General features: G+C 69.2%; 19 protein-coding genes. 8 read left to right on the forward strand and 11 right to left on the reverse strand.

Going from position 1 to position 15231, the window contains the following annotated elements; translation table 11 throughout:
• Positions 1–168: 168 nt before the first annotated feature.
• Together QM621_RS00095 and QM621_RS00100 are read left to right on the forward strand one after the other, a co-directional pair.
• Positions 169–417: a DUF433 domain-containing protein gene (locus QM621_RS00095; RefSeq protein ID WP_414988305.1), complete on the forward strand. Its 249-nt coding sequence runs from the start codon at positions 169–171 to the stop codon at positions 415–417.
• Positions 414–800: a DUF5615 family PIN-like protein gene (locus QM621_RS00100; protein WP_414988306.1), complete on the forward strand. Its 387-nt coding sequence runs from the start codon at positions 414–416 to the stop codon at positions 798–800. The genes QM621_RS00095 and QM621_RS00100 overlap by 4 nt, the downstream gene beginning before the upstream one ends.
• Before the next feature lie 108 nt (positions 801–908).
• Here QM621_RS00100 and QM621_RS00105 read toward each other — a convergent pair whose 3' ends face one another.
• Entirely contained in the window at positions 909–2882 is a 1974-nt protein-coding gene (locus tag QM621_RS00105) for an acetoacetate--CoA ligase (RefSeq protein ID WP_414988307.1), read from the reverse strand.
• Positions 2883–2976: 94 nt separating this feature from the next.
• On the opposite strand from QM621_RS00105, the gene QM621_RS00110 reads away from it, so the two are divergent.
• On the forward strand, positions 2977–3678 hold the full coding sequence (locus QM621_RS00110; RefSeq protein WP_414988308.1) for a hypothetical protein: 702 nt from the start codon (positions 2977–2979) through the stop codon (positions 3676–3678).
• A gap of 4 nt (positions 3679–3682) precedes the next feature.
• On the opposite strand, the gene QM621_RS00115 is transcribed toward QM621_RS00110, so the two are convergent.
• The 5 genes from QM621_RS00115 to QM621_RS00135 are packed head-to-tail and all read right to left on the reverse strand — an operon-like array spanning position 3683 to position 7644.
• Positions 3683–3928: a heavy-metal-associated domain-containing protein gene (locus QM621_RS00115; RefSeq protein WP_414988309.1), complete on the reverse strand. Its 246-nt coding sequence runs from the start codon at positions 3926–3928 to the stop codon at positions 3683–3685.
• Between the two features lie 19 nt (positions 3929–3947).
• Positions 3948–6227 (reverse strand): heavy metal translocating P-type ATPase, encoded by a 2280-nt coding sequence (locus QM621_RS00120; protein ID WP_414988310.1) that lies wholly within the window; start codon positions 6225–6227, stop codon positions 3948–3950.
• The gene (locus QM621_RS00125; protein WP_414988311.1) at positions 6211–7119 is read right to left on the reverse strand and encodes a hypothetical protein; all 909 of its coding nucleotides are present in this window, start codon (positions 7117–7119) and stop codon (positions 6211–6213) included. The genes QM621_RS00120 and QM621_RS00125 overlap by 17 nt, the downstream gene beginning before the upstream one ends.
• Positions 7116–7322 carry a heavy-metal-associated domain-containing protein gene (locus tag QM621_RS00130; protein WP_414988312.1) on the reverse strand — a complete coding sequence of 69 codons (207 nt, stop codon included), beginning with the start codon at positions 7320–7322 and terminating at the stop codon, positions 7116–7118. Before QM621_RS00130 ends, QM621_RS00125 begins: the two co-directional genes overlap by 4 nt.
• A gap of 25 nt (positions 7323–7347) precedes the next feature.
• Entirely contained in the window at positions 7348–7644 is a 297-nt protein-coding gene (locus QM621_RS00135; protein ID WP_414988313.1) for a metal-sensitive transcriptional regulator, read from the reverse strand.
• Positions 7645–7821: 177 nt separating this feature from the next.
• On the opposite strand from QM621_RS00135, the gene QM621_RS00140 reads away from it, so the two are divergent.
• Together QM621_RS00140 and QM621_RS00145 are read left to right on the forward strand one after the other, a co-directional pair.
• Complete coding sequence (locus QM621_RS00140) at positions 7822–8922, forward strand: alpha/beta fold hydrolase (RefSeq protein WP_414988314.1); 1101 nt, start codon at positions 7822–7824, stop codon at positions 8920–8922.
• 226 nt (positions 8923–9148) lie between these two features.
• The gene (locus QM621_RS00145; protein ID WP_414988323.1) at positions 9149–9400 is read left to right on the forward strand and encodes a helix-turn-helix domain-containing protein; all 252 of its coding nucleotides are present in this window, start codon (positions 9149–9151) and stop codon (positions 9398–9400) included.
• Between the two features lie 312 nt (positions 9401–9712).
• Here the strand turns inward: QM621_RS00145 and QM621_RS00150 are convergent, their stop codons facing one another.
• Positions 9713–11128: an MFS transporter gene (locus QM621_RS00150; RefSeq protein ID WP_414988315.1), complete on the reverse strand. Its 1416-nt coding sequence runs from the start codon at positions 11126–11128 to the stop codon at positions 9713–9715.
• Between the two features lie 96 nt (positions 11129–11224).
• On the opposite strand from QM621_RS00150, the gene QM621_RS00155 reads away from it, so the two are divergent.
• The gene (locus QM621_RS00155) at positions 11225–11674 is read left to right on the forward strand and encodes a MarR family winged helix-turn-helix transcriptional regulator (RefSeq protein ID WP_414988316.1); all 450 of its coding nucleotides are present in this window, start codon (positions 11225–11227) and stop codon (positions 11672–11674) included.
• A 26-nt stretch (positions 11675–11700) separates the two neighbouring features.
• On the forward strand, positions 11701–12492 hold the full coding sequence (locus QM621_RS00160) for a DNA polymerase beta superfamily protein (RefSeq protein WP_414988317.1): 792 nt from the start codon (positions 11701–11703) through the stop codon (positions 12490–12492).
• Between the two features lie 6 nt (positions 12493–12498).
• On the opposite strand, the gene QM621_RS00165 is transcribed toward QM621_RS00160, so the two are convergent.
• From QM621_RS00165 to QM621_RS00180, 4 genes are all read right to left on the reverse strand, one after another.
• Positions 12499–13329, reverse strand: a complete 831-nt coding sequence (locus tag QM621_RS00165) for a short-chain dehydrogenase/reductase (protein ID WP_414988318.1) — start codon at positions 13327–13329, stop codon at positions 12499–12501.
• A gap of 71 nt (positions 13330–13400) precedes the next feature.
• The gene (locus tag QM621_RS00170) at positions 13401–13847 is read right to left on the reverse strand and encodes a type II toxin-antitoxin system VapC family toxin (protein ID WP_414988319.1); all 447 of its coding nucleotides are present in this window, start codon (positions 13845–13847) and stop codon (positions 13401–13403) included.
• Positions 13848–13852: 5 nt separating this feature from the next.
• A complete protein-coding gene (locus QM621_RS00175) occupies positions 13853–14080 on the reverse strand; it encodes a CopG family transcriptional regulator (RefSeq protein ID WP_414988320.1) in 228 nt (75 codons plus the stop codon).
• A 68-nt stretch (positions 14081–14148) separates the two neighbouring features.
• Positions 14149–14979: a hypothetical protein gene (locus QM621_RS00180; protein ID WP_414988321.1), complete on the reverse strand. Its 831-nt coding sequence runs from the start codon at positions 14977–14979 to the stop codon at positions 14149–14151.
• Positions 14980–15041: 62 nt separating this feature from the next.
• On the opposite strand from QM621_RS00180, the gene QM621_RS00185 reads away from it, so the two are divergent.
• On the forward strand, positions 15042–15231 hold a 190-nt coding region (locus tag QM621_RS00185; RefSeq protein ID WP_414988322.1), incomplete at its 3' end, for a transposase.

Consider the following 15231-nt stretch of genomic DNA (forward strand, 5'->3'; position numbering starts at 1 on the left):
GGGCTCACTTTCCAGGGCTCAACGCCCCAGACAGTTCCTAGTATGCAGGGAACGCAGCCTCACCTCAACCAGACCCCGCCGAAGTTCTTCTCTCCCCCATCCCCGCCCCTCGGCGGCATGTGTTCCTAAGCCTTCTCTCGACCAGACGACCGGCGTAAACTCGCACGCATGGCCACCACCGTCCCCGGTTTCGACCGTCTGACCGTCGAGAGCGACAAGCTCGGCGGGCAACCATGCATCCGTGGGTACCGCTTCAGCGCGCAGCAGCTTCTCGAACTCCTGGCGGCGGGAAAGACCTTCGAGGAGATCCGCGCCGCCTTCGACTTCCTCGAGATCGAGGATTTGTACCAAGTCCTGAGCTACGCGGCGAGCCTCGCTGACCGCGACTTCTACCTGCCGTCGACCCAACCCGCGTGAGACTCCTCGTCGATCAGAATCTCCCGCCCTCGCTCGCCCAGCGGCTAGCGAGCGCAGGGCACGATGTTCAGCACACCCATGACCTAGCGATGGAGAAAGCCTCCGACGAGGACATCTTCGACTGGTGCCGCCAATATGAGGCAGTGCTTCTCACCGCTGACAAGAAGCTGACGAAATATCTGGCCGACCAACACGCCTCCAGCCCGACCGTCGTGATCGCCCGCGACTACATCCTGAACTTTGAACAGCTCGCAGCCGACCTCCTCGCGCAACTCGCCGGTATCGAACAGACCGTCGCCGAACACGGACACGCGGTATTCTCGCTTCGACCGGATCGCCCCACTCGGGCGCAAATCCTGCCGTTCCTCTCACCCAGGGAATGACAACCGAGTCTCCACTCCATCCGCGATGAGAGACTTCTGCAGCACCGATGAGAGAGTTTCTCCCCTTGACCTGGATCAGAAGTCTCTCCTGAGAGGGTCAGAAGTCTCTCATCGACGGGGCGAAACTCTCTCACGGGCGAGGGCGGCGTAGTCGTCGAGCAAGGTCGGGTCGTCGACCGACGCCGGGTTGGCGACCTTCGACAACTCGGCCCCCTGCAACAAGCGCTTGACCGGGATCTCCAGCTTCTTGCCGGTCTTGGTGTGCGGGACGCCGCGGACGGCGATGACCTCGTCGGGGACGTGGCGGGCGGAGGCGCGCTCGCGCACCCGGGTCCTGATCGTGGCCACCAGATCGTCGTCCAGCTCCACGGCGTCGGCCAGCACCACGAACAGGGGCATCCAGTAGGAGCCGTCGGGCTGCTCGGCGCCGATCACCAGCGACTCCACCACCCCCGGCACCGTCTCGACGGCGGCGTAGATGTCGGCGCTGCCCATGCGGACGCCGTTGCGGTTGAGCGTCGAGTCCGACCGGCCGTGGATGACGGCACTGCCACGCGGAGTGAGCGTGATCCAGTCGCCCTGCCGCCACGCGCTCGGGAACATCTCGAAGTAGGCGTCGCGGTACCGGTCGCCCTCGGAGTCGTTCCACAATTTGACCGGCATGCTCGGCATCGGCCGGGTGATGACCAGTTCGCCGACCTCGCCCGTCGCGACCGGCTCCCCCGCCTCGCTCCACGCCTCCAAGGACACGCCGAGACAGCGCACCGACAGCTCCCCCGGCCACACCGGCACGCTCGGGGCGCCGCCGACGAAGCCGCTCGCGACGTCGGTGCCGCCGCTGAGCGACCACAGCGGCACACCGGGAAGCTGCTCGGCGTGCCAGCGGTGGACGTCCGGCGGCAACGGCGAGCCCGTGCTGCCCATGCCGCGCAGCCGGCCCAGGTCACGGTCCGTCCGCGGCTCGACGCCCGCCTTCTGACAGGCCTGGAGATAGCCGGGACTCGTGCCGAAGAACGTCACCCCGTGACGCGCCACGACGTCCCACATGGAGCCGACCTCGGGCGAGCCCGGCGACCCGTCGTAACAGAGCACCGCCGCGCCGACCGCGAGCCCGGAGATCTGGATGTTCCACATGACCCAGCTCGGCGAGGTGTACCAGAACAGCAGATCGCCGGGTCCGATGTCGGAGTGCAGACCGTTCGCCTTCAGCATCTCCAGCATCACGCCGCCGTGGCCGTGCACCAGACCCTTCGGCACGCCCGTCGTCCCCGAGGAGAACAAGACCCACAGCGGGTGGTCGAAGGGGACCCGGACCGGCGCCCAGTCGGCGAGCTCGGCGACCGCGTCGGTCCAGGTCGTGCCGAGCCCGTCGGCCTCGAAGCCCAGACGCGGGACGACGATGGTCTCGGTGACCGTCGGCAGACCCTCGCGCAGCCGGGCGACCTCGCCACGCCGGTCGTGGAGCGTGCCGCCGAAGCAGTAGCCGGTGGCGGTGATGAGGACCGAGGGCTCCAACTGGCCGAACCGGTCGACCGCGGCGTCGGCGGCGTAGTCCTGCCCGACCCCCGACCAGACCGCGCCGAGCGAGGTTGTGGCGAGGAAGGCGACGATCGTCTCCGGCACGTGCGGCAGATAGCCGACCACGACGTCGCCCTGGCCAACGCCGAGCCGGCGCAGCGTCGCGGCCAGCGCGGCGGTCTCCTCCCGCAGACGGGCCCTCGTCCACTTCTGGCTCTGGCCCGTCTCGTCGGTGGCGATCACCGCGATGTCGTCGGCGTCGCCTTGCGCGAGCAGCCACTCGGCGTAGTTCACCTGACTGCCGGTGAACCACCGCGCGCCCGGCATCGTGTCGTCGGCGAGCACCTGGTCGTAGTCACTGTGCCGATCGACGCCGAAGAACTCCCAGACGGTGGCCCAGAAACCCTCCAAATCGTCGACCGACCACCGCCACAGCGCGTCGTAGTCCGGCAGGTCGAGCCCGGAGCGTCGCTCGGCCTGCTCACGAAAAGCGGTGATCCGAGCGGTCTCGACGCTCTCGGCGTCCGGGCTCCACAGCGCGGTGACGTCGGCTTCCGTCGACATGGCGATCCTCTCGTTCGACTCTCCCTTCCATCGTGTCCTACGCCACGCCGACGATGTCGAGCAGGTCGGGACGCGCATGGTGGAGAGTGGGACGATGAGGATCTTCCCGGTGGTGCACGCGCGGTCACGACGTCAAGTCCTGGAGCAGACCGAACGGGCGCTCGAGCTCGGAGCCGACGGCGTCTTCCTGATCGACCACGGGCGCCTCGGCCAGGACGATCTGCTGCGGGCCTTCGCGGCCGCCCGACGCGCCATGCCCGAGGCGTTTCTCGGCCTCAACCTGCTGTGCGGCGGGCCAGCGACCGCCTACGACACGCTGCGCCAGGCCCTGCGCCGACGGGAACTGCGTCAGGCTCCAGACGCCCTCTGGGTCGACGACGCCCGCGGCGACAGCCTGCCTGCGCTACGCCGCCTCCGCGTCGATCTGATGGACTCGCCCCTCGCCGACACGATCCTGTACGGCGGCGTCGCGTTCAAGTACACCCGCGCCTTCACCGAGGACCCCGAGGCGGCGCGCGGGGAGGTCGAGGCGCTCGGCCCGCATGTCGATGTGACGACCACCTCGGGTGCCGGCACCGGCACACCGCCGACGCCCGCCAAACTCGCCGCCATGAAGGACGCGCTCGGCGACCGGCCGCTCGCCGTGGCCAGCGGCGTGTCGCTCGACAATCTCGCCGACTACGGCGACTCCATCGACGAGGTGCTCGTGGCGAGCAGCGTCGAGACCGAGCCGTACTCAGGCGTCTTCGACCCGGCCGCGCTCGCCGACCTCATCGCCGCCGTCCACAAGCGGTAGAAGCTCAGACGAGGCCGAGGTGGGTGCGGCCGTCGTCGGCGGGGGCGTCGCCGAGCTGGTAGCCGAGGTCCTCGACAGTCTGTCGCACAACGGACTCCTCCACCGACTGCTCGGCGGTGAGCGTGAGGCCGCTGGAGTTCACGTCGACTTTCACGTCGGTGACGCCGGGCAGCTGCTCGACGGCCTTGCTCACTTTCGCGGCGCAGCCGCCGCACGTCATGCCGGAGACGGTGTAGCTCTGAGTGGACATCTTTCCTTCTTTCCTCAAGTCACGTCTGCGCGCGGAAGCCGCGCAGACGCAGGGAGTTGGACACGACGAAGACCGACGAGAACGCCATCGCGGCGCCGGCCAGCATCGGGTTAAGCAGGCCCGCCGCCGCCAGCGGCAGCGCCGCGACGTTGTAGGCGAAGGCCCAGAACAGGTTGCCCTTGATCGTGCCGAGGGTGCGGCGCGACAGCCGGATCGCGTCGGCGGCCGAGCGGAGGTCGCCGCGCACGAGCGTCAGGTCGGAGGCCTCGATGGCGACGTCCGTGCCGGTGCCCATCGCGAGGCCGAGGTCGGCCTGGGCGAGCGCGGCGGCGTCGTTGACGCCGTCGCCGACCATCGCCACCGACTTGCCGTCGGCCTGCAGGCGCTTGACCTGGTCGACCTTGTCGGCCGGCATGACCTCGGCGATCACGTGCCCGGGGTCGATGCCGACCTCGGCGGCCACCGCCGCGGCGACTGTGGCGTTGTCGCCGGTGAGCAGCACCGGGGTCAGGCCGAGGTCGCGGAACTGCGCGACGGCGTCGGCCGAGGTCTGTTTGATCGCGTCGGCCACGACCAGCACGCCGCGCGCCGCGCCGTCCCAGCCGACCGCGACCGCCGTCTGGCCCTTCGCGGACGCCGCGTCGAAGGCGGTCTGGAGGTCGTCGGTCAGGTGTTGCGACCACTCGACGAGCAGTCGCGGCCGCCCGACCAGCACGGCGTGGGTCTGCTCGCCGTCGATCACGACGCCCTGCACGCCGAACCCCTCGACGTTCGCGAAGTCCTCGACCGTCGGCAGCTCGCCGGCCCGCTCGACCGCTCCTGCGGCGACCGCCTGCGCGATGGGATGCTCGGAGGCGTTCTCCAAAGCCCCGGCGAAACGCAACAGGTCGCGCTCGTCGACGCCGTCGGCCACATGGACCCCGACCAACGTCATCTGGCCGGTGGTGACCGTGCCGGTCTTGTCGAGCACGATCGTGTCGACCTGCCGGGTGCTCTCCAGAACCTCGGGCCCCTTGATGAGGATGCCGAGCTGCGCGCCGCGTCCGGTGCCGACCATGAGCGCGGTCGGCGTGGCGAGCCCGAGGGCGCAGGGGCAGGCGATGATGAGCACCGCGACGGCCGCGGTGAAGGCGGCGGCGAGCGAGTCGCCCGCGCCCGCCCAGAAGCCGAAGGTCGCCGCCGCGATCACGATGACGACGGGCACGAAGATCCCGGAGATGGTGTCGGCGAGCCGCTGCGCTTGGGCCTTTCCGTTCCGCGCGTCCTCGACCAGTCGGGCCATCTGGGCCAATTGGGTGTCCGCGCCGACGCGGGTCGCCTCGACCACGAGCCGTCCGCCCGCGTTGACGGTGGCGCCGACGACTGTGTCGCCCACGCCGACCTCGACCGGCACGGACTCGCCGGTGACCATGGACGCGTCGACCGCCGACGCTCCCTCGACCACGCGTCCGTCGGTGGCGATCTTCTCGCCGGGCCGCACGACGAACTGGTCTTCGACCACGAGCTGATCGATAGCGATCCGCTCCTCGCGGCCGTCGCGCAGCACCGACACCTCTTTCGCGCCGAGCTCCAACAGCGCCCGCAGCGCGGCCCCGGCGGTGCGCTTCGACCGTGCCTCGAAGTACCGGCCGAGCAGGATGAAGGTGATGACGCCCGCCGCCACCTCCAGGTAGACGTCGCCCGCGCCGTCGCCGCGCGCGATGGTCAGCTCGAAGGCGTGGGTCATGCCCGGCTCGCCCGCCGTGCCGAAGAACAGCGCGTAGAGCGACCAGGCGAAGGCCGCGCCCGTGCCCATCGAGACGAGCGTGTCCATCGTGGCCGTGCCGTGTTTGAGATTGGTCCACGTGGCTCGGTGGAAGGGCAGGCCCGCCCAGCCGACGACCGGCGCGGCGAGGGTCAGCGAGAGCCATTGCCAATACGTGAACTGCAGCGCCGGGACCATCGCCATGACGATCACCGGGACGCTCAGCACCGCCGACACGATCACCCGCTGGCGCAGCGCCTCGACGGGGTCGTGCTCATGCGCCTCGACGGGGTCGTGCTCATGCGCCTCGACGCCGTCCTCGACGGGCGGCTGCGGCAGGCGCGCCCCGTAGCCGGCCTGCTCGACGGTCTGCACCAGCGTCTCCGGCGCGACGTCGGCGGCGAAGTGGACCTTGGCCTTCTCGGTGGCGTAGTTGACCGTCGCCTCGACGCCGTCGAGTTTGTTCAGCTTGCGCTCGATGCGGTTCGCGCAGGACGCGCAGGTCATGCCCTCGATCAACAGCTCGACCTCGCGGGTCTCAGTGGTGGTGGTCATGCTCGCCGCCCCCGTCCTCAGGCTCAGCCTCGGGCTCGGCGACCGGCTCTTCGGTCGCGGTCAGCGTGAACTCGGCGGTGCGGACGACACCGTCGTGCTGGAAGTCGAGGAACAGCCGGTAGACGCCGACCGACGGCGCGGTGGCCGCGAAGGCGATCTGGGGACCGGCGTCGCCGTCCTCGGGGTGCACGTGCAGATAGCCGAGGTCGCCGACGCGCAGCGCGACGAGATGGCCGTAGGCGCCGAGGTACTGCTCCAGGTCGGTGACCTCCTCGCCGTCCTTCTCGACCGTCAACGTCAGCTCGCCGGACTGCCCCGCGACCAGGTCGCCGTCGAGGGTGACGGTGTACCCGTCGACCTCGGCGGTCCGCGTGTCGGCCGGGATCGGCTGCGGCGTGTAGGACCCGGCGACCGCCGCGTCGACGCCGAGCGTCATCCCGTGGCCGTGCCCGGCGGGCTGGAAGTCGGCGAAGAGGCGCCAGTCGCCCGGGGTCAGGTCGAGGTCGGTCGTCCAGGTTCCGTCGGCGGCGCGCTCAGGATGGACGTGCTGGAAACCGGTGGTGTCGCGACGGACCGCGATGAAGTGCAGCTCCTTCTCGTGGACCTCGTCGTACTCGGTCACCGGCTCGCCGTCCTTGCCGACGATGCGGAAGGAGACCTCGGTGGTCTCGGCGGCCAGGATCGGCTCGTCGAGCTCCAGGACGAGGTCGTGCTCGGACGACGACAGCCCGCCGACCGCGCCATGCTCGCTGCTCTCGGTCGCCTCGTGGCCGTCGTGACCGCCGTCGGCGGCGTCGCCCAGCGGCCCGACGCCCTTCCCGACGAGGAAGGCCAGCACGGCCACGGTGACCAGCACCGCGACGAAGCCGCTCAGCTTGACGCCCGTGCTCATGCCGTCGCCTCGTAACCGGCCTCGACGACCGCCGCGAGCACCAGCTCGTCGGCGACCGGCTCCTCGCTGGTGACGGTGAGGCGTCCGGTGGCGAGGTCGACGTCGACGCCGGTGACGCCCGCGACCTCGCCCACCTCCTCGGTGACCGAGGCGACGCAGTGCTGGCAGGTCATGCCGGTGACGGTGTAGGTGGCAGTGCTCATGATGTTCCCCTTTTCGGAGTAGTTGTCAGGACCGGACCAGTCGTGCGACAGCCTGGTAGGCCTCGGCGATCTTCTGGTCGGCCTCCGCCCCGCCGGCCTCGGCGGCGCGGCGGACGCAGTGGTTCAGGTGCTCTTCCAGGAGGCCGAGCGAGACCGACTGCAGCGCCTTCGTCATCGCCGACACCTGGGTGAGGACGTCGATGCAGTACTGGTCCTCCTCGACCATGCGCTGCAAGCCGCGGGCCTGGCCCTCGATGCGCTTGAGCCGTTTGAGGTAGTCGTCTTTGCGGTGCAGATAGCCGTGTCCGTGATCGCCCACCATGGCCTCCCCTCGTCTTCCCTCTAAACTATACCCCCGTAGGGTATCTGCGAAGGCGCCCGACTGCTCGCCGACCTCGACCCGGAGAATGCGGACGAGATCGAGGGGCTTTCGACCCACATCGGCGAGCATTTCAGGGCATGATGTAACTCCGCGTCACGACCTGGCGAAGGAGCCGCGATGACCGATGAGGACGACACCACCGCCTCCCCCTCCCTGCTCGACTGGAAGGAGCAGCGCGATGCCGTCGTGAACCTGTGGGACTTCCTCGTCGGACGCAATATCGCCGACCGCTCGCGCACGCCGTCCGACGTCATCGACACCGGCCGCACCCGCCAGCTGCACCGCTACCACCGGGTCGAGGGCGTGCGCGCGAAGGGCCTGCCGGTGTTATTGGTGCCGCCGCTCGGCTCCCAGGCGGCCTGCTTCGACCTGCGCCGCGGCCTGTCGCTCGCCGAGCACTTGGTGAACCAGGGCCGCCCGACCTATCTCGTCGACTACGGGCCGCTCAAGGGCGACGACCGCAAGATCGGCATCGAGCACTTCATCATGGACGTGCTGCCCGCCGCGATCCGCAAGGTCTCGGCGGACAACATGGGCCGTGACGTCCATCTGGTCGGCTGGTGCATGGGCGGCCTGCTGTCCATCGGCACGGTCGCGGCCTACCCCGACCTCCCGGTGCGCACCGTCGGCATGGTCGCCAGCCCCTTCGACCTGTCGGACCACCCGCTGCTCAAGCCCGTGCGCGGCGTCGCCAAGCTCACCGGCGGCCGGGTCGTCGGGACCACGTTGAAGGCGGCCGGGTCGATCCCCGCTCCACTGGTGTCGATCGGCTTCAAAGCGACCGCGCTGCCCACCTATTTGAAGAAGCCGCGCACCCTGTGGTCGCGCCGCAACGACCGCGAGTTCCTGGCGCAGATCCAAGCGGTCGACCACATCATGAACAACATGCTCGCCTACCCGGGACGCGCCACCTTGCAGGTCTACCAGCGCATGGCGCTGCGCAACGAGGTCGCCACCGGCCGCGTGCAAGGACCCACCCGCATGATCGACCTGGCCGACGTCCGCGTCCCGGTGACGAACGTGGCCGGCGAGGGCGACGTGCTGGTGCCGGCGAAGGCCGCCCACCACGTCGGCGAGCTGCTGACGAACTCCCCCGACGTCCGCCTCCCGCTGGCCCCCGGCGGCCACCTCGGCGTGCTCACCGGCACGAAAGCCCCCGAGACCACCTGGACCCACCTCACCGACCTCATGGCCAGCCACGACACGGTGAGCGGCTGAACACCGGACAGCGGTGTGCGTTTTGAGCGTTTTGCCTAGGATCGAGACACGGTTGGAGCTATCGCACACGAGGACGCCGAAACACTACGCGCCGCCCTCAACGGGTCGCTCCGCACAGCCGACGGCCAGACGGTCGACCTTCCCGAACCAGCCCGATCTGCTTTTCTCAGCCTTCTCGAAGCTCTGGAAACTAGCGCCGAAGTGATCGTCTTCCCCCCGGGAGGCACTGCTCAGCACCCAACAGGTCGCTGACATTCTCGGGGTGAGCCGCATGACCGTGACACGTGTCATCGACCGCGGCGAACTGCCGTCGACAGGCGTCGGCACGCATCGCAAAGTCACTGCGGCCGCCGTGGCGCGCTACCGCGAGCAGCGCCGACTGGAGCGGTCGGAAGCCTTGCGCGCACTCGCCGACGACACGGACGAGGCGGGCCCTGATCACGTCGTCACCACTCGACGAGCGGTCCGAACGCCCTGATCACCGAGTCACCTGCGGAGGTGATCGACACGCTTGTTCGCGCGACTCAGACCTTCGCTCGTCCGTCCACGTCGTTCGACGGGTTCCTCACGCCGCTCACACCGACCGTGCCCGCCTTCGCACGCGTCGCCGCTGAGACCTGGCGAGCAGTTCGACAAACAACCGGGCGCCTGATCGGCGGATCAGGCGCCCGACCTCGCTCCCGCGAGCGGCGCGCAGCTCACTGGCAGTGCGTCTCCAGGTAGGGCGACGCAGGTTCTCACGTTCGACGACGGGCCGCTGCGCGCAGGTCGTGATCGCGGGCGGCCCGGGTCAGCGCCTGGGCACCAGCAGCGCCACGAGCGCCCCGACGACCGCCGCGCCCGCACCGACGAGGAAGCAGGCCTCGAAGGCCGACTGGCTCGGGATCGCGTGCCCGCCGAAGTCCACTGTTCGGCTGGTGAGGATGGCCGCCATGACGGCACCGGCGACCGTGGTGCCGACCGACCGCATGAGCGCGTTGACTCCGACGCTCGCCCCCGCCTCGTGCTCCGGGACGTTGTCGAGGATCAACGTCGGCATGGCCGCGTAGCCGACGCCGACGCCCGCCGCGCCGACGAGCGAGCCGATCATGAGCCGCCAGGGCTCGTCCATCAACTGCAGCGAGACGAGGTAGCCGGCGCCGACCACGGCCGCGCCGATGGACAGGGTGACACGCGCACCGACCCGGTTGATGAGCGCGCTGGAGACCGGCGCGAACAGCATCATCATCAGGCCCGCCGGGGCCATCCACAGCCCGGCCTGCAGGATCGTCTGGCCGAGCCCGTACCCGGTGGCCTCCGGCGCCTCCAACAGCTGCGGGAGCACGATCGACTGCGCCATCATGCCGAAGCCGATGAGCACCGCGGCGAGGTTGGTGAACAGCACCGGGCGACGCGCCGAGGTGCGCAGGTCGACGATGGGGTCGTCGTGGCGCAACTCGTAGAACGCCCAGGCGACCAGCACGAGCAGGCCGCCCACGATGGAGCCGACGGTCGACGCGTCCGACCAGCCCCACTCCGATCCCTTGCTGACGCCGATCAACGCCGCGCTCAGCCCGACCGCGAGCCCGACCACGCCGACGAGGTCGACCCGTGCCGGGTGCTCGTCGTGGACGGGCGGGATGACGACGGCGGTGAGCACGAGGATCAACAGCGCGAGCACCGCCGACAGCCAGAAGAGCGCGTGCCAGGAGAAGTCGTCGGCGATCCAGGCCGACAGCGGCAGGCCGAGCGCGCCGCCGACGCCGAGGGTCGCGCTGACCGCCGCCACCGCGCCCGCGGCCTTGTCGGCGGGGGCGAGCTCGCGCACGAGGCTGATCGCGACCGGGATGTAGCCCATGGCGACGCCCTGCAGCACCCGGCCGACGAGGAAGGGGGCGAGCGCGCTCGACAGCGCCGCGACGACCGAGCCGAGCACGAGGACCGCCGCGGACGCCACGAGCACTCGCTTCTTGCCGTACATGTCGGCGAGGCGTCCGGTGACGGGCATCGTCACGGCGGCGGCGAGCAGCGTGGCGGTGATCGCCCAGGAGGCGCTGCTCGGATCGGTCCCCAGCAGGCGCGGCAGCTCGCTCTGGATCGGGATCACGAGCGACTGCATGAGCGCGCCGCACAGGCTGCCGACGCAGAGCACGAGGATGACGAGCGTCGGCGAGAAGGACCGGTCGGCCACGGTCTCGCTCGGGCGGTCGTTCGTAGGAGTGGTCATGATCTTCACGTCTTCCCAGGTCAGCGCGTATATGTATGATGCATATAGCGAGAAGAAGCGTACAGGTAGTTGCATTCAGCACCAAAAGGATCCGCTATGACGCGCGTCACCGACCAACTCAAGGACACCCCCGTCTGGACCGTGCTCGCCGCGATGGCGCGCCTCGCGCGCGCCCAGCACGTCGCCGAGTCGCGCTCGCGGCTCAAGGTGGCCGACCGGCGTCTGATGTGGCTGCTGTCCGACGGCGTGCCGCGCACGATGCGCGAGGTCGCCGAGGAGTCCGGGATCGACCAGTCGACCGTGAGCCGCCAGGTCGGCGCGGCGCTGTCGGCGGGTCTGATCGAACGCCAGAACCCGCCCGGCCAGCAGGCGGGCGTCCTGTCGCCCACCGGCGACGGAGCCCAGCGGTTCGAGGCCGACCTGTCCCACCATGTCGGCCTCTACCAGCGGGCGCTCGCCGCCCTGCCGGCCGACCAGGTCGAGGAGTTCGTCGCGGCGCTGGAGCTCTTCACCGCCGCTTATGCCGAGGCCGCCGACGAGGCGTGACGCCCCGGCTCGGACACACTGTCCCCATGGGCGATGCGAGCAATGTGGAGTACGGCGACCCGGCGGTGGCGCTGCCGAACGAGATCCTGCGGTCGGTGGTCGGCAGCGGCGTACACGGCATCGCGATCCCGGGGACCGACGACCACGACGAGATGGGCGTCTACATCGAGCCGCCCGAGCACGTGCTCGGCGTGCGGTCGCACCGACAGGACTACATCTGGCGGACCCAGCCCGAGGGCGTGCGCAGCGGTCACGGCGACACCGACCTGGTGCTCTACTCGCTGAAGAAGTACCTGCGCCTGGCGGTCAAGGGCAATCCGACGGTGATGTTGCCGCTGTTCGCGCCGACCGCCGACCTCGTGGTGGTGACGCCGCTGGGCGAAGAGTTGCGGGCGATGCGGTCGGCGTTCCTGTCCCAGGTGGCCGTCGAGCGCTTCCTCGGCTACATGAACTCCCAGCATCAGCGCATGCTCGGCCAGTCGAGGCGGAATGTGCCGAACCGGCCGGAGTTGATCGAGAGATTCGGCTGGGACGTGAAGTACGGCAGCCACGCCCTGCGGCTGGCCTACCAGGGGCGCGAGATCGCTCGCGACGGCACGCTGTCGCTGCCCTTGCCCGAGCCTGAGCGCGAGCAGGTGTTGTCGGTCAAACGCGGCGAGGTCGGGCGCGACCAGGTGTCGACGTGGATCAGCGCGCTGGAGGCCGAGGTCCGCACGATCCTCGACGAGGGCCGCTCTCCCCTGTCCGGGCGCGCCGACGTCGAGGCGGTCGAGTCCTGGGCCGTCTCCGCCCAACGCCGCCACTGGGGCTGGGCGTAGCCGGATCTACTCACGCGCCTGCTCGACCGCGCCGCGTGCCCGCCACATCATGACCCGGTCGGCGAGCGGGTCGGACAGACCACGGGTGACGAGCGCGGGACGCACCCAGCCGGGGGCGGTGACGCGAGCTTTACGCCGGGCGAGCCCGGCGACGAGCGCGTCGGCGGCCTGGCCCACCGGAATGGGGTCGGTGAGGAAGGCGGGCAGCGCCTTGCGGAGCGTGGTGACGTGGTCTTGGGCGTAGACCGTGGTGACGAGGTCGGTGTCGACGAAGCCGAGGTAGGCGACGCCCGCGCTGGCCCCGCGCGGCGCGAGCTCGGCCCGCAGCGCCCGCCCGAGCTGTTCGACGCCTGCCTTGCTCATCGCATAGGAGGCGTTGAGGACGCCGTTGAAGAAGGCGTAGATGGACGCGACGAACAGGATGTGCCCGCCGCTGCGCTCGATGGCGGGCAGGAAGGCGCGCGCGGTGCGCCACTGGCCGAGCAGGTCGATCTCGACGGTCCGTTCGAAAGCGTCGGGGTCGATGTCGGCCACCGCCCGGGTCGGCGGCGCGATCCCAGCGTTGGCGAGCACGAGGTCGATCCGGCCGAAGTGCTTCTCCGTCTGTTCGGCGGCGGCGCGGAGCTGATCGATGTCGGTGACGTCGCACTCGACGGCGAGCGCCCGCTCCCCCAACTCCTCGGCGATCTTCTGGACGGCGGCGAGGTCGACGTCGAGCAGCGCGACGTTCCCGCCGAGCGCGTGGACCCGGCGCGCCACCGCCTCTCCGAGCCCTTTGCCCGCGCCGGTGACGACGAGCGTGGAATGGTCGAAACGGACAGGACGGCGATCGAACATCAGGACTCCTATCGGACAGAGACAGGCGAGCCAACTCCTCGCCGAGCACACGATAGACCTGCGGGTGACCGTCAGGCTGAGACGCGGTCATCAGGCAAGAGCACGAAAGCCGGGTGTCCTGACAAAGGAGTCACCCGGCGGTAGTCCTGGTCGGTCGCCACGATCATGTTCGTCCCATGAGCGGCCGCGACGACCACATTCATCGCGTCGGCGAGATCGAGCGAACCGGGCTTGCGTCGCTTCCTCTGCATGGATCCGCGATACCGCTGGACGAGACGACCAGCCTGGGCAAGGTCGGCGAGTGTCGGATTCACCAGGGTGTAGAAGCCCTCTGCGACATCACTGAGGAAGTCGTCCGCCGTTGTCGCGAGTCCAGCCGAGGTGAGAATGTGGTGGACCTCGGTGACCACGAGTGGTGTCACTAGAACTGTCGCAGCAGACTCCAGAGTCTCCAGGAAATCAGCGTGGTCAGGCTCGGCGGCGTTGATCGCCGCCACGATGCCGCCCGTGTCAGCCACCAGCCTCATGCGCTGGCTTCGCTCCCCAGATCGTCCAACAGGTCTTCGACCCGTCCCACCATCTCGGGGGCATGAGCGCGCGCCTTCATCCTCGGACGGACACGCAGCTGATCTTGGATGACCTGATCGATGCCCTGACGGATCAAGCTGGCCTGCGACAAGCCTGACACGGCAGACGCCTCATCGAGGCGCGCCTTCTGTTCCTCGTCGAGATAAACGCTTGTCTTGACCATGCCCTACATTGTGCCCTACATGGAGGACACACATAGTCGGCGTGACGTTCTCCATCGCCTCCTCTTTCTCACGCGGCGTCGGCGGCCAGTTCATGAAACGCGTTCGCCAACGCCAGGATCAAACCAGCTCGGCCCGGAGCGTCGGACCAGAAGAAGTCGGCGATCTTGGCGTGGGCGTCGTGGTTGTCGGTGACCGCGTCCACCACCGCCTCGTCGAAGTCGGGACTCTCGGCGAACTGCCTCGCCGAGTTGACGCGGGCCTGCTGGACCAGCGCGTCGTCTTCCAACATCCGGTCGATCAGGCCACGGACGAACGACTCCGGCTGGCTCTCGGTGAACTCCTCGGCGCCGAACAGATCGTTGATCCGGTCGATGACCTCTTGCAGCGCCACCATCTTCGGGTCACGCTTCTGTGCCGACCCCGCCTCGGTCATGCCTCTCAGCCCGACACGTTCACCCAGCCCAAGGTCATGCTGGCCCTGATCAATCTGCCGGACAGCGACCAACGACAGACTCGACAGGTCGATGTCGTCCGCGTCCGTACGGTCGTGGAGCCGCTTGGCGAGCAGACGATAGAAAATCGACCGCTTCTCCAGATCGGCGCTGCCATAGTCGACGATCTGGCTCAGGAAGTCGTAGACCCGGACGAACGTGCCGAGGTCCTTGACGAAGGTGTCGAGCGCGTCGAGTTCTGCTTTGTCGTCAGCGACCGTGGCGTTGGCTCGCCGCGTCTGGAAGCGGCTGACCGACGGCGCGAAGGCCGTGTCGAGCGCTTGGTTGCCCTTTCCTTTCACCCATGCGTCCGCGACGGTGTCGATGTCCGCACCCTCATAGACGTCGCTGGCGTCCAGTTTGGCGGCGATGTCGTGGACCAGGTTCGGATCGGTGGCCGTCTCCAAAAAGGCTGGGGTGAGACGGTTCTCGTGGACAGTCGTTAGCAGGAAGGACGCAACAGAGCGTCATGTCTACATCGAACAAGAAGAAGCGCCGGCAGTTCAGTGCCGAGTTCAAGGCCGATGCCGTGCAGCTGGTGGTGGCCGGCGCGGGCCGTCCGGTCGCGCAGGTCGCCCGCGAGTTGGAGATCAACGAGTCGTCGTTGGCGTACTGGGTCAAGGCCTACCGTGCCGAACACGCCGGTCCGGACGCCCCGT

This window comes from Aeromicrobium sp., assembly GCF_047606445.1.
Classification (GTDB): domain Bacteria; phylum Actinomycetota; class Actinomycetes; order Propionibacteriales; family Nocardioidaceae; genus Aeromicrobium.